This is a genomic window from Gemmobacter sp. (assembly GCF_046292685.1).
Classification (GTDB): domain Bacteria; phylum Pseudomonadota; class Alphaproteobacteria; order Rhodobacterales; family Rhodobacteraceae; genus Wagnerdoeblera.
The window spans coordinates 1-17,797 of sequence record NZ_JBKBQM010000035.1; the positions used below are offsets into that span (position 1 = coordinate 1).

Annotated in this window: 20 protein-coding genes and 1 tRNA gene; 16 read left to right on the forward strand and 5 right to left on the reverse strand. The window is 69.4% G+C overall.

Annotated features, from left to right (window positions below; all coding sequences use genetic code 11):
• The 6 genes from ACK4S2_RS10695 to ACK4S2_RS10720 form a co-directional block, all read left to right on the forward strand.
• Window positions 1-1,178: sensor histidine kinase (locus tag ACK4S2_RS10695; RefSeq protein WP_409623886.1), on the forward strand; the 1,178-nt coding region annotated here is incomplete at its 5' end.
• On the forward strand, window positions 1,178-1,612 hold the full coding sequence (locus ACK4S2_RS10700; protein WP_409623888.1) for an HPr kinase/phosphorylase: 435 nt from the start codon (window positions 1,178-1,180) through the stop codon (window positions 1,610-1,612). The genes ACK4S2_RS10695 and ACK4S2_RS10700, both read left to right, overlap by 1 nt.
• A gap of 3 nt (window positions 1,613-1,615) precedes the next feature.
• Window positions 1,616-2,503 (forward strand): RNase adapter RapZ, encoded by an 888-nt coding sequence (rapZ, locus tag ACK4S2_RS10705; protein WP_409623889.1) that lies wholly within the window; start codon window positions 1,616-1,618, stop codon window positions 2,501-2,503.
• Between the two features lie 27 nt (window positions 2,504-2,530).
• Window positions 2,531-2,959 carry a PTS sugar transporter subunit IIA gene (locus ACK4S2_RS10710; protein WP_409623891.1) on the forward strand — a complete coding sequence of 143 codons (429 nt, stop codon included), beginning with the start codon at window positions 2,531-2,533 and terminating at the stop codon, window positions 2,957-2,959.
• Entirely contained in the window at window positions 2,956-3,225 is a 270-nt protein-coding gene (locus tag ACK4S2_RS10715; protein ID WP_409623893.1) for an HPr family phosphocarrier protein, read from the forward strand. The genes ACK4S2_RS10710 and ACK4S2_RS10715 overlap by 4 nt, the downstream gene beginning before the upstream one ends.
• Complete coding sequence (locus tag ACK4S2_RS10720; protein ID WP_409623894.1) at window positions 3,225-4,079, forward strand: lysophospholipid acyltransferase family protein; 855 nt, start codon at window positions 3,225-3,227, stop codon at window positions 4,077-4,079. Before ACK4S2_RS10715 ends, ACK4S2_RS10720 begins: the two co-directional genes overlap by 1 nt.
• Window positions 4,080-4,155: 76 nt before the next feature.
• Here the strand turns inward: ACK4S2_RS10720 and ACK4S2_RS10725 are convergent, their stop codons facing one another.
• The gene (locus ACK4S2_RS10725; RefSeq protein ID WP_409623896.1) at window positions 4,156-5,175 is read right to left on the reverse strand and encodes a hypothetical protein; all 1,020 of its coding nucleotides are present in this window, start codon (window positions 5,173-5,175) and stop codon (window positions 4,156-4,158) included.
• Between the two features lie 29 nt (window positions 5,176-5,204).
• A complete protein-coding gene (gene greA, locus ACK4S2_RS10730) occupies window positions 5,205-5,675 on the reverse strand; it encodes a transcription elongation factor GreA (RefSeq protein WP_409623898.1) in 471 nt (156 codons plus the stop codon).
• A gap of 241 nt (window positions 5,676-5,916) precedes the next feature.
• Between greA and ACK4S2_RS10735 the strand changes: the two genes are divergently transcribed.
• From ACK4S2_RS10735 to ACK4S2_RS10770, 8 genes are all read left to right on the forward strand, one after another.
• Entirely contained in the window at window positions 5,917-7,572 is a 1,656-nt protein-coding gene (locus ACK4S2_RS10735; protein ID WP_409623899.1) for an electron transfer flavoprotein-ubiquinone oxidoreductase, read from the forward strand.
• 90 nt (window positions 7,573-7,662) lie between these two features.
• Complete coding sequence (locus ACK4S2_RS10740) at window positions 7,663-9,354, forward strand: tetratricopeptide repeat protein (protein ID WP_409623949.1); 1,692 nt, start codon at window positions 7,663-7,665, stop codon at window positions 9,352-9,354.
• Entirely contained in the window at window positions 9,351-10,247 is an 897-nt protein-coding gene (locus tag ACK4S2_RS10745) for a 4-(cytidine 5'-diphospho)-2-C-methyl-D-erythritol kinase (RefSeq protein WP_409623900.1), read from the forward strand. Before ACK4S2_RS10740 ends, ACK4S2_RS10745 begins: the two co-directional genes overlap by 4 nt.
• Before the next feature lie 35 nt (window positions 10,248-10,282).
• Window positions 10,283-10,358 (forward strand) — tRNA-Phe (locus ACK4S2_RS10750).
• A gap of 208 nt (window positions 10,359-10,566) precedes the next feature.
• Window positions 10,567-11,403, forward strand: coding sequence for a hypothetical protein (locus ACK4S2_RS10755; RefSeq protein ID WP_409623902.1), 837 nt, complete (start codon window positions 10,567-10,569; stop codon window positions 11,401-11,403).
• Window positions 11,404-11,574: 171 nt separating this feature from the next.
• A complete protein-coding gene (rplU, locus tag ACK4S2_RS10760) occupies window positions 11,575-11,964 on the forward strand; it encodes a 50S ribosomal protein L21 (protein ID WP_409623904.1) in 390 nt (129 codons plus the stop codon).
• A 12-nt stretch (window positions 11,965-11,976) separates the two neighbouring features.
• Window positions 11,977-12,246 (forward strand): 50S ribosomal protein L27, encoded by a 270-nt coding sequence (rpmA, locus tag ACK4S2_RS10765; RefSeq protein WP_409623906.1) that lies wholly within the window; start codon window positions 11,977-11,979, stop codon window positions 12,244-12,246.
• A 179-nt stretch (window positions 12,247-12,425) separates the two neighbouring features.
• Entirely contained in the window at window positions 12,426-12,965 is a 540-nt protein-coding gene (locus tag ACK4S2_RS10770) for a GNAT family N-acetyltransferase (RefSeq protein ID WP_409623908.1), read from the forward strand.
• A gap of 15 nt (window positions 12,966-12,980) precedes the next feature.
• Here the strand turns inward: ACK4S2_RS10770 and aat are convergent, their stop codons facing one another.
• The 3 genes from aat to accB all read right to left on the reverse strand — a co-directional run bounded on the left by aat (window position 12,981) and on the right by accB (window position 15,568).
• The gene (gene aat, locus ACK4S2_RS10775) at window positions 12,981-13,598 is read right to left on the reverse strand and encodes a leucyl/phenylalanyl-tRNA--protein transferase (RefSeq protein ID WP_409623910.1); all 618 of its coding nucleotides are present in this window, start codon (window positions 13,596-13,598) and stop codon (window positions 12,981-12,983) included.
• A 106-nt stretch (window positions 13,599-13,704) separates the two neighbouring features.
• On the reverse strand, window positions 13,705-15,054 hold the full coding sequence (accC, locus tag ACK4S2_RS10780; RefSeq protein WP_409623912.1) for an acetyl-CoA carboxylase biotin carboxylase subunit: 1,350 nt from the start codon (window positions 15,052-15,054) through the stop codon (window positions 13,705-13,707).
• Between the two features lie 7 nt (window positions 15,055-15,061).
• Window positions 15,062-15,568 (reverse strand): acetyl-CoA carboxylase biotin carboxyl carrier protein, encoded by a 507-nt coding sequence (gene accB, locus ACK4S2_RS10785; protein ID WP_409623914.1) that lies wholly within the window; start codon window positions 15,566-15,568, stop codon window positions 15,062-15,064.
• Window positions 15,569-15,834: 266 nt separating this feature from the next.
• Here accB and ACK4S2_RS10790 point away from each other — a divergent pair, with 266 nt between their 5' ends.
• Together ACK4S2_RS10790 and ACK4S2_RS10795 are read left to right on the forward strand one after the other, a co-directional pair.
• Window positions 15,835-17,142 (forward strand): NAD(P)-dependent oxidoreductase, encoded by a 1,308-nt coding sequence (locus ACK4S2_RS10790; protein ID WP_409623916.1) that lies wholly within the window; start codon window positions 15,835-15,837, stop codon window positions 17,140-17,142.
• An 84-nt stretch (window positions 17,143-17,226) separates the two neighbouring features.
• Complete coding sequence (locus tag ACK4S2_RS10795; protein WP_409623951.1) at window positions 17,227-17,742, forward strand: DedA family protein; 516 nt, start codon at window positions 17,227-17,229, stop codon at window positions 17,740-17,742.
• Window positions 17,743-17,797 lie beyond the last annotated feature (55 nt).

The following is a 17,797-nucleotide window of genomic DNA, read 5'->3' on the forward strand; positions in this document are numbered from 1 at the left end:
CGCGCCTGGGGCCGGGCAGCCGGCCGGCGGCGACGCCGCCGGATGCCGCCGCCGTGTCGGCCGACCTGGTGGCGGCGGCCCGCGAAGGGCGCACCCGGGTGCGCGCCAGCGAGGATGCCGGCGGCAACACGCTGTTTTCGGTGGCAACCCCGATCCTGCGCGATGGCGCGGTGCTGGGGGTGGTGGCCGTCACCTCGGCCGCGGGCGAGCTGGACCAGCTGGTGCGCAACGAACGCGAGCAGGTGTTGCGCATGTTCGTGATCGCGCTGCTGGTGTCCATCGCGCTCAGCCTCGTTCTGGCCTCGACCATCGCCAACCCGCTGTCCGACCTTGCCGCCGCCGCCGAACTGGGGCGCGACCGGAACGCGCGCAAGATGGCGCCGGGCCGGGTGCGCATCCCCGACCTGACCGCCCGCCCCGACGAAATCGGCCGCCTCTCGGGCGCCTTGCGCGGCATTGTGGCCGCGCTTTACGACCGGATCGAGGCGAACGAACAGTTCGCCGCCGATGTCGCGCACGAAATCAAGAACCCCCTCGCCTCGCTGCGCTCGGCCGTCGGGTCGCTGCGCATGGTCAGGAAGGAGGATCACCGCCAGAAGCTGCTGGACGTGATCGAACACGACGTGCGGCGCCTGGACCGGCTGGTCAGCGACATTTCCAACGCCTCGCGGCTGGACAGCGAACTGGTGAAGGAGGAGGAGGAGGAATTCAACCTCATCCGCACCATCAACAACATCAACCAGCACATGGGCCAGCAGGCCGAGGAAAAGGGGGTGGACTACATCACCGACCTTCCGGCCGAACCGATCCTGATTCACGGGCTCGAAGGGCGGCTGGCGCAGGTGTTCGTCAACCTGATCGCCAACGCGATCTCGTTCTGCGAACAGGGCGATGCGGTGCGCGTCTGGGTGCGCCGGCGCGACAACCGCGTGCTGGTGGTGGTGGAGGATACCGGCCCCGGCATCCCCGAACAGGCGCTGACCAAGATCTTCAAGCGGTTCTATTCCGACCGGCCGGCCACGCATTTCGGCAACAACTCGGGCCTCGGGCTGTCGATCTCCAAGCAGATCGTCGAGGCGCATGGCGGCGTGATCTGGGCCGAAAACATCCGCCCGACCGAAGACGACGCCACCTCGGAGCCCCTGGGCGCGCGCTTCGTGGTCGGCCTGCCGGTGTGATGCCCGAGCCGACCGGCGCGCCGACGCTGCATGCCAGTTGCGTGGCCTTCGGCGATGCGGGGGTGCTGATTCTGGGGCCTTCCGGGGCGGGCAAGTCGGCGCTGGCCTTGCAGCTGATGGCGCTGGGGGCGGCGCTGGTGGCGGACGACCGGGTCGCGCTGCGCCCCGACGGCACGGGCGGCCTGCGCGCCGCCGCACCGCCCGGGCTGCCGCCGCTGATCGAGGCGCGGGGCATCGGCCTGCTGCGGGCCACGCTGCAACCCGAGGCGCGGGTGATGCTGGCGGTGGACCTCGGCCAGGCCGAAACCCGGCGCCTGCCGCCGCAACGGCAACTGCTGCTGCACGATGTCGCGGTGCCGCTTGTTCTCGGGCCCGTGACCGGGCATTTTCCGGCGGCGATCCGGCACTATATCCTGTCGGGCCGTCAGGACTGAGCCATGCCCGACCACCCCGCGAACGAACAGCGCCTGATCCTTGTCACCGGCCCTTCGGGGGCCGGGCGTAGCACCGCCATCGGCGCGCTGGAGGATCTGGGCTGCGAAACCATCGACAACCTGCCGCTGTCGCTGATCCCCCGCCTGCTCGATGGCCCGCCGCTGGGCCGCACCATCGCGCTGGGGGTGGATGTGCGCAACCGCGATTTTTCCGCCAATGCGCTGATCGAGCTGATCGACACGCTGACGGCCGACCCGCGCGTGGCGCTGGAGGTGCTGTTTCTCGATTGCCGCACCGATGTGCTGGTGCGCCGCTATTCCGAAACCCGCCGCCGCCACCCGCTGGCCCCCGCCGAGGCACCGCTGGAAGGCATCCTGCGCGAGGCCGACCTGCTGGCGCCGATCCGGGTGCGGGCGGATGCGCTGATCGACACCTCCGATTTCACGCCGCACGACCTGAAGGCCGAACTGGCGCACTGGATGGGCGCGACCCCGGCGCAGCGCCTGTCGGTTTCGGTGCAGTCGTTCAGCTACAAGCGCGGGGTGCCGCGCGGGGTGGATCTGATCTTCGACTGCCGTTTCCTGCGCAACCCTTACTGGGTGCCCGATCTGCGCGTGCTCGACGGGCGCAACCCGCGCGTCGCGGCCTATGTCGAAGGCGACCCCCGCTGGGCCGAGTTCTTCGAGCGCCTGTCGGGCCTCGTGGGCTTTCTGCTGCCGGCGCAGACGGATGAGGGCAAGGCGCATCTTTCGATCGGTTTCGGCTGCACCGGCGGGCAGCACAGGTCGGTTGCAGTTGCAGAAAAATTGGGCGATACGCTGGAAGGCGCCGGGTGGCAGGTGTCGCGGCGCCACCGCGAGCTGGAGCGGCTGCGCCCGCCCGGTCAGTAGCGAGGACAGGTCGGCATGGGCCAGACCATGACGGAGAACAAGGCGCCGGGTGCGGTCGGTGTGGTGATCGTCGCCCACGGCGGCCTTGCGCGCGAGTTGCTGGCCGCGGTCGAACACGTGATGGGCCGCCAGTCGGGCATCCGTGCCGTTGCTATAGAGCCCGATTATGACAAGCCGGCAAAGGCCGCCGAGATTCGCGCGGCCGCCGACGCGGTGGACCAGGGCCGCGGGGTTGTCGTGGTGGTCGACCTGCACGGCAGTTCGCCTGCCAACCTGTGCCAGGCCGTCGGCGGCCCGGCACCGCGTCACATCCTGACCGGCGCGAACCTGCCGATGCTGCTCAAGCTCGTGCAATCGCGCCATCTTCCGCTGGACCAGGCCGCTGCCCAGGCGGTATTGGCGGCGCGCAAATACATCGAAGGCCGCGACCTCGGCCCGGTGGAGGAACCGCGATGACCACCCGCAGCCTCAGGATCGTCAACGAAAAGGGCCTGCACGCCCGCGCCTCGGCAAAGTTCGTGGAACAGGTCGAGGCCTTCGATGCCACCGCCATGGTCAGCCGCGACGGGATGCGCGTCTCGGGCGATTCGATCATGGGCCTGCTGATGCTGGGCGCGCACAAGGGCACCTCGATCGAGGTCGAAACCAGCGGCCCGCAGGCGGCGGAACTGGCCGATGCGCTGGAACGGCTGGTGGCCGACCGGTTCGGAGAGGGCATGTGATGACCGTGGCCGAGGCTGTCGCACGGCCGGAACCCCGGCCTTACGACGCGCGGCGCCTGAGCTATGCCGGCACCTTCACCAACCCGTGGAAGGCCGGCACGATCCGCACCATCGAATGGCTCACCGCCAAGCCCAGGCTGCTGTCGCTGATCCGCCGGTTCGAGATGAAGGGCGCCCCGATGGGCCAGGCCTTCTGGCCGCAGGCGCTGGAGGTGATGGGCATCGCGGTGCAGACCCCGCCGCACGAAATCGCCCGCATCCCGGCCCGCGGGCCGCTGGTGGTGGTGGCCAATCATCCGCACGGCCTGGTCGATGGCATGGTGCTGGCCTGGCTGGTCGGGCAGGTGCGCACCGATTACAAGATCCTGACCCGCTCCCTGCTCACCGGCATCCCCGAGATCGAGGAATTCATGCTGCCCGTGCCCTTCCCGCACGAGGCGAACGCGCGCGAGGAAAGCCTGGCGATGCGCGCGGCCTGCATGGCGCAGCTTCAGGCCGGGGGCTGCATCGTGCTGTTCCCCGCCGGCCGCGTCGCCTGTTCGCAAGGCTGGTTCGGCCCGGCGGTCGAAGCCGAGTGGAACCCCTTCACCGCCAAGATGGTCATGCGCTCGGGCGCCACGGTGCTGCCGATCCGGTTCACCGGGCAGAACACCCGGGCCTACCAGATCGCCGCCAACACCTCGGCCACCCTGCGCCAGAGCCTGCTTCTGCACGAGATCAAGGCCGCGCTGAACCGCCCGCAGCGCCCGGTGATCGGCATGCCGATCCCGCCCGAGGAAACCCGCGCCTGGGCCAGGGATCCGCGCGGCTACCTTGCCTGGCTGCGCGCCAGCACGCTTTCGCTCGAACCCTGATCCTTTCACCTTGCGGCAAATATCCCACGGGGGTCCGGGGGTGTGAAACCCCCGGCCGGCGGGGCCGGGGCGGCGCTCAGTCGAACACGCCCGCCACGCGGCCGAACAGCATGAAGGCGCGCGCCGTGCGGGTGTCGGACATTTCGGCGATGTCCTGGTCGGTTGCGGTCTTTTCGAAGGCCTGGAAACTGCGGTCGAACTGGCGCAGGAAATGGTGGGCGGCGTCGCGGAACACCGGGTCGGTGCGCATCCGCCCGGCGGTCAGCGCAATCGACGACCGGTCGCGGATGCCCCCCAGCGCGGCGATGGTGCGCCCGCGTTCGCCGCTGGCAAAGCGGCGCCAGACCTCGGGGCGGGCGCGGTCGGGGCGCAGGTCGTCCATGTAGATGCCGTCCTGCGCCAGCAGGGTCAGCACGTCCTGCGCGGCACGGATCAGGCGCGCGGCCTCGCGGTCTTCCAGCGCAAGGCGCAGGCAGCGAAAGCCTTCCTTGTCGTCGGCATTGTCGGGAAAGTTCATCGCGCGGATGAATTCGTCCACCGTCATCGGCGGGCGCAGGTCTTCGGCCGGGGTGCCCAGTGCCAGGGCCGGCTGTTCCCCGCTGGCGGCCGGCGCCACCGCGGCCGGCAAGGGCCGGGCCGCGGCCGGGTCGCGCCGTGACGAGGTAAAGGTGGCCAGCGCGGTTTCGGTCTGCCTGGCCGAGGCGGCGATCTCGTCGAGCTTGCGTTCGACGCTGGGCTTGGCCGCCACGGCGGCGGCGGCGGCCTGGGCCTGCATCACATAGCTGTGGCGCATGGCATCGACCGCCACCTGCAGGCGCTGCGCCTCCTCGCGCAAGGCGCGGATGGTGCGCGAGGTGACGGCCGCAACCCAGATCAGCGCGATGGGCAGGAACACCACGAACAGCTTGATGAGCAGGCTTTCGCCGCCGACGGTCCTGTCGGCCGGGTCGGCCAGCGTGAAATAGGCGATCACCGCCGCCAGCCACAGCAGGCTCAGAATCACGGCCACCACGTCGGTCGCGGTCAGCCCTGCCCGCTCCGGCGCCGCACCGGGGGTGCCCAGAATCAGCGGGCGGTCCTTTGGGGTCTCGGGCATATGCGGGGGCCTCCTTCAGGGGCGCCGCGTCATTCGTAGCGGATGGAAATCACCTCGTAGCTGCGCTGGCCGCCGGGGGTGCGCACCTCGACGCTGTCGCCTTCGTCCTTGCCGATCAGGGCGCGGGCCAGCGGCGAGCGGATGTTGAGCAACCCGCGTTCGATATCCGCCTCGGCCTCGCCGACGATCTGGTAGTGGTATTTTTCCTCGGTATCCTCGTCGAGGATGGTGACGCGGGCGCCGAACTTGATGGAACCGGACAGCTTCGAGGTGTCGATCACCTCGGCCCGGCCGATGATCGATTCCAGCTCCTTGATGCGGCCTTCGATGAAGCTCTGCTTTTCGCGCGCGGCGTGGTATTCGGCGTTCTCCGACAGGTCGCCGTGTTCGCGCGCCTCGGCAATGGCGCGGATCACCGCCGGACGCTCGGCCGACTTCAGGTGCCGCAGCTCGGCATCCAGCGCGTCGAACCCGGCGCGGGTCATCGGGATCTTTTCCATCGTCGCCACCACTTGCAAAAACCGGCCTTGCACCCCGAAAGGGGTGCTGTGCCGGTCGATTGACACCCCATAGGTGGCGCGAGTGCCGGGCGAATGCAAGCCCTTTGGCATGCCGTCTGATGCTGCACTGCCGCGCAATGATGTTGCGTCACGATTGACCGGCGCGACATGCTTCGCTAGCAAGGCCCGCAACGCAAGGGAACCCACGCGCGCGGGCGCGGAACCGCTCACGGAGGAACGGATGGCAGAGGCAGTGACTCGCGAGTCGATGGAATACGATGTGGTGATCGTCGGCGGCGGGCCTGCCGGCCTTTCGGCGGCGATCCGGCTCAAGCAACTGGACCCCGACCTGTCGGTGGTGCTGCTGGAAAAGGGCTCCGAGGTGGGCGCGCATATCCTGTCGGGCGCCGTGCTGGACCCCTCGGGTCTGGATGCGCTGATCCCCGACTGGCGCGAGAAGGGCGCCCCCATCACCGTGCCGGTGGTCGAGGACAACTTCTATGTGCTGGGTCCGGCCGGGCAGATGCGCATTCCGAACTGGCCGATGCCGCCGCTGATGAACAACCACGGCAACTACATCGTCAGCATGGCGAATGTCTGCCGCTGGATGGCAGGCCAGGCCGAGGCGCTGGGGGTCGAGATTTTCCCCGGCATGTCCTGTTCGCAACTGGTCTACGGCCCGGCCGGCGAGGTGCGCGGCGTGGTGGCCGGCGAATTCGGCCGCGACCCCGAAACCGGCGAACCGGGGCCCAGCTACGAGCCGGGCATGGAGCTGCTGGGCAAATACGTGCTGCTGGCCGAAGGCGTGCGCGGCAGCCTGTCCAAGGAGGTCATCGCCCGCTACGACCTGTCCAAAGGCAAGGAGCCGCAGAAGTTCGGCATCGGGATGAAGGAAATCTGGGAAATCGACCCGGAAAAGCACCGCCCCGGCACCGTGACGCACACGATGGGCTGGCCGCTGGGCAGCAACGCCGGCGGCGGCAGCTTCATCTACCACCTCGACAACAACCAGGTCTATGTCGGCTTCGTGGTGCACCTGAACTATCAGAACCCGCACCTTTACCCCTACATGGAGTTTCAGCGCTTCAAGCACCACCCGATGGTGGCAGAGCTGCTCAGGGGCGGCAAGCGCGTGGCCTACGGCGCGCGCGCCATCACCGAAGGCGGCTGGCAGAGCCTGCCCAAGCTGGTGGCCCCTGGCGTGGCGCTGCTGGGCTGTTCGGCCGGCATGGTCAACGTGCCGCGCATCAAGGGCAACCATAACGCCATGCTGTCGGGCAAGGCCGCGGCCGAGGCGGCCTTTGCCGCCATCGGCGCCGGCCGGTCGGGCGACGAGCTGTCGGCCTACGAGGCCGAGGTGCGCAACGGCGCCATCGGGGCCGACCTGAAAAAGGTGCGCAACGTCAAGCCGATGTGGTCGAAATGGGGTCTGGTGCCTTCGCTGGCGCTGGGGGGCCTCGACATGTGGACGAACAACCTGTTCGGCCTGTCGCTGTTCGGCACCATCGGGCACGGCAAGACCGACGCCGCCGCCACCGGCAAGGCGCGCGATTTCCAGCCGATCGACTACCCCAAGCCCGACGGCAAGCTGTCGTTCGACCGGCTGACCAACGTGGCCTTCAGCTTTACCAACCACGATGAAAACCAGCCCGCGCATCTGAAGCTGAAGGATCCCTCCGTGCCGATCCGGGTGAACCTGCCCGAATACGCCGAACCGGCGCAGCGCTATTGCCCGGCCGGGGTCTACGAGGTCGTGGGCGAAGGGGCCGATGCCCGCTTCGTCATAAACTTCCAGAACTGCGTGCACTGCAAGACCTGCGACATCAAGGATCCCAGCCAGAACATCAACTGGACCACGCCGCAAGGCGGCGACGGCCCGAACTATCCCAACATGTGACGCATGCGTGAGCGGGCGCCGGGGTGCATTGCCTTGGCGCCCGTCCGGCCCTAGCTTGCGCAGCAACGCCGGAGAACCGCCTTGCCTTTCATGCCCTTTTCCCGCCTTGTGTTCGCCCTTGCCGGGGCATTGGCCCTGGTCCCTGCGGGCACGGCGCGGGCCGATCTGGCGGGGGCCTATCTGGCCGCACGGTCGGCCGACCTTGCGGGCGATTATGTCCATGCGCGCGATTACCTGACCCGGGCGCTGGCGGCCGACCCTTCCAACGTCGGGCTGCTCGAAGGGCTGGTCATGGCGCATGTCGGCGCGGGCGACGTGGCCGCGGCCATTCCCGTGGCGCGGCGGCTGGTTTCCCTGGGCGGCAAGGCGCAGGTCGCCGCCATCGTCATGCTGGCCGACATGCTGGCGCGCGAGGATTATGCGCAGGTTCTCAAGGATCTGGAAGGCGATGCCCGCGTGGTCGGCCCTCTGGTGGACCCGCTGGTGCGCGGCTGGGCGCATCTGGGCGCCGGCAGCATGGCCGCCGCGCTGGAGGAGTTCGGCAAGCTGGGCGCCACCCCGGGGCTCGAGGCCTTCGGGCTTTACCATCAGGCGCTGGCGCTGGCGATGGTGGGCGACCTCGAAGGCGCCGACCGCCTGTTCGCCGACGAAGGCAACGGCCTGATGGGGATGCGCCGCGCGGTCTTTGCCCATGCGCAGGTGCTCTCGCAGCTCGACCGCAGCGCCGATGCGCTGGCCGAGCTCGATTCGGTGTTCGGCCCCGTCTCCGACCCCGAGATCGACGCCTTGCGCGCCGCGCTGGCCAGGGGGCCGGTGCCCTTCGACACCGTGCGCACCGTGCGCGACGGCATGGCCGAGGTGTTTCACCTGCTGTCGGTCGTGCTGCAAGGCGAGGCGCCCGACAACCAGACCCTGATCCACAGCCGCATCGCCGAATACCTGCGCCCCGACCTGGTCGATGCGCGGCTGCTCAGCGCCAGCCTGCTGGAATCGCTGGGCCAGCGCGAGCTGGCGATTGCCGCCTACGACAAGGTGCCCGCCGACAGCCCCTCCTACCTTGTTGCGGCCAGCGGCAAGGCGCAGGCGCTCTATGGCCTTGGCCGCAAGGACGAGGCGCTGGCCGCCCAGACCGCGCTGACCCACAGCCACGGGCAGTATCTGTCGGTCCATGTCGGCCTGGGCGACATGCTGCGCCGCGAGGAACGCTTTGCCGAATCCGCCGCCGCCTATTCCCGCGCGATCGACCTGGTGCCGGCCCCCGAAAGCCGGCACTGGGGCCTGTTCTATGCCCGCGGCATCGCCTGGGAACGGGCGAAACAGTGGGACAAGGCCGAACCCGATTTCCGCCGCGCGCTGGAACTCAACCCCGACCAGCCTCAGGTGCTGAACTATCTGGGCTATTCGCTGCTGGACATGAACCGCAACATCGACGAGGCGCTCGGCATGATCGAACGTGCGGTCGAACAGCGCCCCGAAGACGGCTACATCATCGATTCGCTGGCCTGGGGCTATTTCCTGACAGGGCGCTACGACGAAGCGGTGGTGCAGATGGAACGCGCCTCGCTGCTGATGCCGGTGGACCCGATCGTGACCGACCATCTGGGCGATGTCTACTGGGCCGTCGGCCGCAAGCGCGAGGCCGAATTCCAGTGGCACCGCGCCTTGTCCTTTGCCCCCGAGGAAAAGGACGCCAAGCGCATCCGCCGCAAGCTGGAGATCGGCCTCGACGCCGTGCTGGCCGAGGAAGGCGCCGTGCCCCTGGCCGAACGCGGGCGGAAATGACCGTTGCCGAATTTGCCGCCGCCAAGGTCAACCTGACGCTGCATGTCACCGGGCAGCGCGCCGACGGGTATCACCTGCTCGATTCGCTGGTCTGCTTTGCCGGGGTCGGCGACATCGTGTCGGCCAGGGCGGCGCCGCAGCTGTCGCTGCGGGTGATCGGCCCCGAAGGGGGCGGGCTTTCGGCCGGGCCGGACAACCTCGTGCTGCGCGCCGCGGCGCTGACGGGGCAGGGGGCCGCGCTGGTGCTGGACAAGCGGCTGCCGCTGGCCTCGGGCATCGGCGGCGGTTCGGCCGATGCGGCGGCCGCGCTGCGGGCGCTGGCGCGGCTGCACGGCGGGGGGGCGCCTGCGCCGCAGGCCGTTCTGGGGCTTGGCGCCGATGTGCCGGTGTGCCTGGCGGGGCGGGTCTGCCGCATGCAAGGCGTGGGCGAGCTGTTGCAGCCGGCCCCGCCCTTGCCGCCGGTCTGGGCCGTGCTGGCCAACCCGCGGCTCGAGGTTCCGACGCCCCGGGTCTTTCGTGCGCTGGCCCATCGGGCCAACCCGCCCATGCCCGCTGCCTGGCCCGCCTGGCCCGATGCCCGGGCGCTGGCCGCCTGGCTTGCAGGCCAGCGCAACGACCTGGAGCCCGCCGCGCTGCAGGTGGCGCCCGGTGTCGGGCCGGTGCTGGCGGCGCTGCGGGCCTTGCCGGCGGCGTTGCTGGCGCGCATGTCCGGCTCGGGGGCAACCTGCTTTGCCCTGTTCGCCCGTCGCGCCGAGGCCGAAGCCGCCGCCGCCGCGCTGCGGCGCGCCCACCCCGCCTGGTGGGTGGCATCGGCGCCGCTCGGCCATGCCGCCGATGTGGCGCCTGTCGATTTTTTTCCACCCCCTCTGGACACGCCGCCCCCCCTCGGCTAAGACGCCTTCCACAAGGGTTGCGGCCCTTGAACGGTGCCCAGATAGCTCAGTTGGTAGAGCAGCGGATTGAAAATCCGCGTGTCGCTGGTTCGATTCCGGCTCTGGGCACCACTTAAATCTTGCATGAAAACCTCATGACGCGCGGCTGATGGCGGCGGTCTGGCTTGTGGAAACCGGCGTGCGCCGGCCGTCGGCATCGCGCCGGGCGGCTTGCGGTTTTCCGCCGCCGGTCCCGGCAGGGTCCGGCCCGCCGCCGCCTTCGCTTGGCAGCCGTTGCAGGGTGCGATACAACCGACGGGCATACCAACAGGGGGCTGCCATGCTGCGCCGCGTCTTTCTTGCCATCGGTCTAGCGGTTGCGGCGCTGGGGGCGGCCCCGGTCTCGGCCTCGGGCGCCGGGGTGGCCGATCTGGCCCGCGCGCTGGAGCTGCCGCGGCTGTTCCGGGTGCTTCAGGCCGAAGGTCTGGATTACGGCGCCGAGCTGGAGGCCGAACTGTTTCCGGGCCGCGGCGGCGACCGCTGGCAGGGCATCGTCGCCGCCATCCACGACCCCGCCCGGATGGAGGCCATTGCGACCGAGCGGTTGCAGGCCGAGCTTTCCGGCGCGCCCGAGCTCGTGGCGCGCATGGTCGCCTTTTTCGAGGCCGACCCGGGCAAGCGCATCGTCGCGCTGGAACTGGCCGCGCGCGAGGGTTACCTCGACGATGCGGTCAAGGACGCCGCCGAGGCCGCCCACGCCGACATGGTCGCCCGCGACGACCCCCGCCTTGCGCTGCTCGACCGGCTGGTGGTGGCCAACGACCTGATCGAACAGAACGTCGCCGGCGCGCTGAACGGCAACCTCGCCTTCTACAAGGGCATGGTCGAAGGCGGCGCGGTCGATGCCACCTTGCCCGATGCCGAAATGATGGCCGACCTGTGGTCGCAAGAGCCTCAGATCCGCGAGGAAACGGTGGGCTGGCTGATGCCCTATCTGGCGCTGGCCTATCGCCCGCTGTCGGATGCCGACCTCGAAACCTATGTCGCGTTTTCCGAAACCCCCGAAGGCCAGCTGCTGAACCGCGCGCTGTTCGCCGGCTTCGATGCCGTGTTCGACACCGTCTCGCGCGATCTGGGCCTTGCGGCGGCGCAGTTCCTGCAAGGCCAGGACATCTGATCGCGGCTTGACTTTGCGCCCCGGGTGCCGCACATACGCGCATCCCGGCGGCGAGGCGACTCGGACCGCTGCGGTTTTCTCATGACGCCCCGCCGGGGGCGCGCTGTCCGAAGGCATCGAACGCCGGGCAACCGGGGCCTCAGGGCGCGGCAACGCAAGGAAGGAAAGACCATGTTCGCGGTCCTCAAGACAGGCGGCAAGCAATACAAGGTCCAGGCGGGCGACGTGCTGCGCGTGGAAAAGCTGGCCGCCTCGGCCGGTGACAAGATCCAGTTCAACGACATCCTGATGGTCGGCGGCGAAACCGTCACCGTCGGTGCGCCGCTGGTGGCCGGGGCCGCCGTGCAGGCCGAGGTGATCGACCAGATCAAGGCCGACAAGGTCATCAGCTATCACAAGCGCCGCCGCAAGCATTCGTCGCAGCGCACCCGCGGCCACCGCCAGCAGCTGACGCTGGTGCGCGTGACCGACATCCTGGCCTCGGGCGCCGAGACCTCGGGCGTGGCCGCTGCCACCGGCACCGCCGACGCGCGCCGTGCCGCCCACGAAACCGCGAAGTAAGGAGCGACTTCCATGGCACACAAGAAAGCTGGCGGTTCCTCGCGCAACGGTCGCGATTCCGCGGGTCGCCGTCTGGGCGTGAAACTCTATGGCGGCGAAAAGGCCATTCCGGGCAACATCATCGTGCGCCAGCGCGGCACGACCTGGTTCCCGGGCGAAGGCGTGGGCATGGGCAAGGACCATACCATCTTCGCCGTCACCGAAGGCCGCGTGACCTATCGCAAGGGCCTCAAGGGCCGCACCTTCATTTCGGTTCTCCCGGTTGCGGAGGCCGCCGAGTAAGCCGAACCTTTACATTCGCCTTGTAAGCGGGGGGTCGGCAGCAAAGCCGGCCCCCCGTTCGCATTTCCGGGCATTGGCCCGGATTGCGGCACAGTTTGTCCGACGCCCGGGGGACTTGCGCCCGGCCGGGCGAAAGCCCACCTTGAAAGGGTCTCCCTTTCGCTTTTCGGGAGGAAGCGATGAAGATGGACGTGATCGATACCGTGCCCCAGATCGCCGCCGGGCGGTTCACCTTGCGCGGCCTGCGCCGTTCGGATGCCGGGCTGCTGGCCATGTATGCGGGCGACAAACGGGTTGCGGGCATGACCTCGTCCATCCCCCATCCCTTGCCCCCCGGCGCGACCGAGGCCTATATCGCCCGCGCCCTCGCCCCCGACCGGGTCGAGGATGTCTGGGTCATCGACGGCAGCGCGCATGGCCTGCCCGAGGTGCTGGGCGTCGTCAGCCTCAAGCGGATGGATCGCGGGCAATCCGAAATCGGCTACTGGGTCGCCCCGGCGTTCTGGAACACCGGCATCGCGTCCGAGGCGGTCAAGGCGCTGCTGGCGGCCAACCCGCACAACGACCGCACCGTCTTTGCCGCCGTGTTCCAGGACAACCCCGGTTCGGCCCGGGTGCTGACCAACGCCGGCTTCGAATACCTGGGCGATGCCGAAACCTTCTGCGTGTCGCGCAACGCCCGCGTGGCGACCTGGACCTACCTCAAGAAAATGGCCTGACGCCCGCGCCGGCGCTCAGCCGCGGGGCGGGTCCAGCGGGCCGGGCAGGGGGATGGGGTTCCAGTCGGCCTGCCCTTCCAGCGCCGCCGCCAGGCGCCGGTGGTATTCGGCGCGCGCAATTTCCTCCGCGCCCAGGCTGGCCAGATGCGGGGTCAGGAACTGCGTGTCGAACAGCACGAAGCCGCCGGCGCGCAACCGCGCCACCAGATGCGCCAGCGCCAGCTTGGACCCGCCGGTTTCCGCCGAAAACATGCTTTCGCCAAAGAACGCCCGCCCCAGCACCACCCCGTAAACCCCGCCCACCAGCCGCCCCTCGCGCCAGATTTCCTGGCTGTGGGCAAAGCCGTGGCGGTGCAGGTCCAGATAGAGGTTGTGGATGGTGGCATTGATCCAGGTTTCCGCGCGCGCCGCGCAGGCCCGCACCACCGCGTCAAAGGCGGTGTCGGCCCGCGCCTCATAGCCGCCGCGGCGGATCGCCTGCGCCAGCTTGCGCGAGATGTGGAACCCCTCCAGCGGCATCACCCCGCGGCGGCGCGGATCGACCCAGTGCACCTCGGGGTCGTCGCGGCTTTCGGCCATGGGAAAGATCCCCATGGCATAGGCGCGCAACAGATGCGCTGCCGTCAGGCGCATTGCAGGGCCCGCGGCCCAAACCCTGCCGTCGGGAACCCGGCCAGCCCCCGGGGCGCTGCCCCGGACCCCGGGATATTTTCGGACAGAAAATGCGGACGAGTGCGCCTTATCCGCCGAATTGACGCGCCAGCCATTGTTCCAGCCAGTGAATGGAATAGTCGCCGTGCTGGATATCGGGTTCGGCCAGCAGCGCGCGGAACAGCGGGATGGTGGTATCGACCCCGTCCACGATCAGCTCGCCCAGGGCCCGGTGCAGGCGCGCCAGCGCCTCGGGCCGGTCGCGGCCATGCACGATCAGCTTGCCGATCAGGCTGTCGTAGTAAGGCGGAATGCGGTAGCCGTCGTAGATCGCGCTGTCCATCCGCACGCCAAGGCCCCCCGGCGCGTGATACTGGCTGATCCTGCCGGGGCAAGGCGAAAAGTTCGGCAGCTTTTCCGCGTTGATCCGCACCTCGATCGCGTGGCCGTTCACCTCCAGGTCCGATTGCCCGAACGACATCGGCATCCCTGCGGCCACCCGGATCTGCTCGCGCACCAGATCCACGCCGAAGATCGCCTCGGTCACCGGGTGTTCCACCTGCAAGCGGGTGTTCATCTCGATGAAGTAGAAATGCCCGTCCTCATAGAGGAACTCGATGGTGCCCGCCCCGATGTAGCTGATCTTGCGCATCGCGGCGGCGCAGACCTCGCCGATCTCGGATCGCATCTTCGGGGTGATGCAGGGGCCGGGCGCCTCCTCGAACACCTTCTGGTGGCGGCGCTGCAACGAACAGTCGCGCTCGCCCAGATGCACGGCCTTGCCCTTGCCGTCGCCGAACACCTGAATCTCGATATGCCGCGGGCGCTGGAGGTATTTCTCGATATAGACCTCGTCGTTGCCGAAGGCGGCCTTGGCCTCGCTGCGGGCGGTGCGGAACGCCACTTCCAGCTCGCCCGCGTCGCGCGCCACCTTCATGCCGCGCCCGCCGCCGCCGGCGGTGGCCTTGATGATGACCGGATAGCCGATCTCGGCCGCCACGCGCCTGGCGCTGTCGAAATCGGGCACCCCGCCGTCCGACCCCGGCACCACCGGAATCCCCAGCGCCCTGGCGGTTTCCTTGGCGGTGATCTTGTCGCCCATGATGCGGATGTGTTCCGCGCTGGGGCCGATGAAGGTGATGCCGTGGTCCTCCAGCGCCTGGGCGAAGGCCGCGTTTTCCGACAGGAAGCCATAGCCCGGGTGCACCGCCTGCGCGCCGGTGATCTCGCAGGCCGAGATGATCGCCGCCTTGTTGAGGTAGCTTTCCGAACTGGGGGCCGGGCCGATGCAGACCGATTCATCGGCCATGCGCACATGCATTGCGTCCGAGTCGGCCGTGGAATGCACCGCCACCGACTTGATCCCCATTTCCCGGGCGGCGCGGATGACCCGCAGGGCGATTTCGCCGCGGTTGGCGATCAGGATCTTGTCGAACATGCCCGCCTCATTCCACAATCATCAGGGGGGCGCCGTATTCCACCGGGGTGCCATCGGTAACGAGGATGCGCTTGACCGTGCCCGCGCGCGGGGCGGGGATGTGGTTCATGGTCTTCATTGCCTCGATGATCATCAGCGTCTGGCCTTCGGCCACCACGCTGCCGATGGCGACAAAGGGCGCGGCCCCCGGCTCGGCCGCCAGATAGGCCGTGCCCACCATGGGCGAGGTGACGGCGCCGGGGTGCTGCGCGGGGTCTTCGGGGCTGGCAGGGGCAGCGGCGGCCGGGGCGGCCGCAGGCGCTGCGGCGGCAACCGGGGCTGGGGCGGGGGCCGCGGCATAGGTCACCGGGGCGGCCTGCTGCACCACCGTCGCCTGCTTGACCACGCGCACTTCCAGGCTGTCATCCTCGCCATACTCGCGCTTGACGGCCAGTTCCGTGAGTTCGTTCTTGTTCAGCAGTTCCGCAAGGGCCTGGATGAAGGCCACGTCGGCCTCGTGGTTGTGCTTGGTCATACCGTCCTCGATCGGTTCCCGGCGCCCGGACGGCGCTGGCGGGCGGGGCCTTGCGCCCCTGTTCTGTGGTCGCCCGCGCTGGGGCCTGGGCGTTATATACGCGCGGTTGCGGGCCGTGAAAAGCCGCAGATGCGTGCAGTTTGTCGTGAGGCCGCCTTGCCGCCGGGCAAACCGGGCGCGAATGCGTGGCGATGAAAATTTACCGCTTGATAAAATTTGCGGCTGTGGCAGCCTGTTGCAAACAAAAGCGCCCAAGGGAGGCCCCAGTGTCCAACAGCCAGCTTGCGCCCGGCATCGTGCCCGGGCGTCTGCCCGCCGATGCCATCGCCCGCAACTTCGCCGATGTCGAACCGCCCTTCGACGCGCACGAGGCGCGCGTGGCCGCCGACCGCTGCTATTTCTGCCACGATGCGCCTTGCATCACCGCTTGCCCCACCGGCATCGACATCCCGCTGTTCATCCGCCAGATCGCCACCGGCACGCCCGAGGCCGCGGCCCGCACCATCTGGGACCAGAACATCCTCGGCGGCATGTGCGCCCGCGTCTGCCCGACCGAAACCCTGTGCGAACAGGCCTGCGTGCGCGAGGCCGCCGAAGGCAAGCCGGTGGAAATCGGCCGCCTGCAGCGCTTTGCCACCGATACCGCCATGCCCAAGGGCCAGCCCTATACCCGTGCGCCTTCCACCGGCAAGCGCGTGGCGGTGGTGGGCGCGGGGCCGGCGGGCCTGGCCTGCGCGCACCGCCTGGCGATGCACGGCCACGACGTGACGATCTACGAGGCGCGCCCCAAGCCCGGCGGGCTCAACGAATACGGTATCGCCGCCTACAAGGCCACCAACGGCTTTGCCCAGGCCGAGGTGGAATGGCTGCTGTCCATCGGCGGCATCACCCTGCACACCGGCAAGGCCTTGGGGCGCGACATCAGCCTCGATGCCTTGCGCGCCGACCACGACGCGGTGTTCCTCGGCATCGGGCTCTCCGGGGTCAACGCGCTCGGCATCCCGGGCGAAGACCTGCCCGGCGTGCGCGACGCGGTGGATTTCATCGCCGAACTGCGCCAGGCCGACCTGACCGCCCTGCCGGTGGGGCGCGACGTCGTCGTGATCGGCGGCGGCATGACGGCGGTGGACGCCGCCGTCCAGTCCAGGCTGCTGGGGGCCGAGAACGTCACCATGGTCTACCGCCGCGGCCGCGAGCGGATGAGCGCCAGCGGCTACGAACAGGACCACGCCGCCCAGGCCGGGGTGAAACTGGTGTTCAACGCCGTGCCCCTGCGCATCCTCGGAAACGGCAAGGCCGAGGCGGTGGAATTCGCCTATGCGGTCGATGGCAAGCCGGGGGCGGAAACCTTTACCCTCAAGGCCGACCAGGTGTTCAAGGCCATCGGCCAGCGGCTCGACGGCGTGCCCGATGGCCTCGCGCGCGATGGGTCCAAGCTGGCCGCCACACCGCTTGCCCGCGTCTGGGCCGGCGGCGACTGCACCGGCGGGGGCGAGGATCTGACCGTCACCGCCGTCGCCCAGGGCCGCGATGCGGCCGAGGCGATTCACGCCGCGCTCACGACCGCGTCATGACCCTGCGTCCCCCCCCTTCCGTCCGGCCGGGCCGCACCCCATCTGGCGTGCGCAACGCGTCTGCAAGGGGCCGGCTTGGACCAGGTGACACAGTTTCTGACCGCACATGCGGCGCTGGCGCCCGTGCTGGCGGCACTGTTCGCGGCGGCCGAAACCACGGCCTTCCTGTCGGTGCTGATCCCCTCGACCGCGCTGCTGATGGCGGTGGGGGCGGCGGCCTCGACCGGGGCCTTCCCGCTCTTGCCGATCTGGGGCGGGGCGGTGGCGGGGGCGCTGGTCGGCTCCAGCTTCAGCTGGTGGCTCGGGCGGCGCTTCGGGCCGCGCATCCTGCGGCTCTGGCCGCTGTGCAACCACCCCGCGCTGGCCGACCGGGCGCAGGCCGCCTTTGCCCGCTGGGGCCTGCTGGCGGTGCCGGCGGGGCATTTCTTCGGGCCGCTGCGGGCGGTCGTCTTTCTGTGGGCCGGGCTTTCGGGCATGGGGTTCTGGCGGTTTCAGGCCGTCAACCTTGCGGGCGCCGTCGCCTGGGCCTGGGCCATTCCCATGACGGGCGAGCTGGGCGGCAGCCTGCTGGCCTGGTTCTGGCATTACCTCGGGGTCTGATCCCCGCCTACCGCACCAAACCGACGCAGCGCACGGGGTCCGCCGCCCCGCAAGC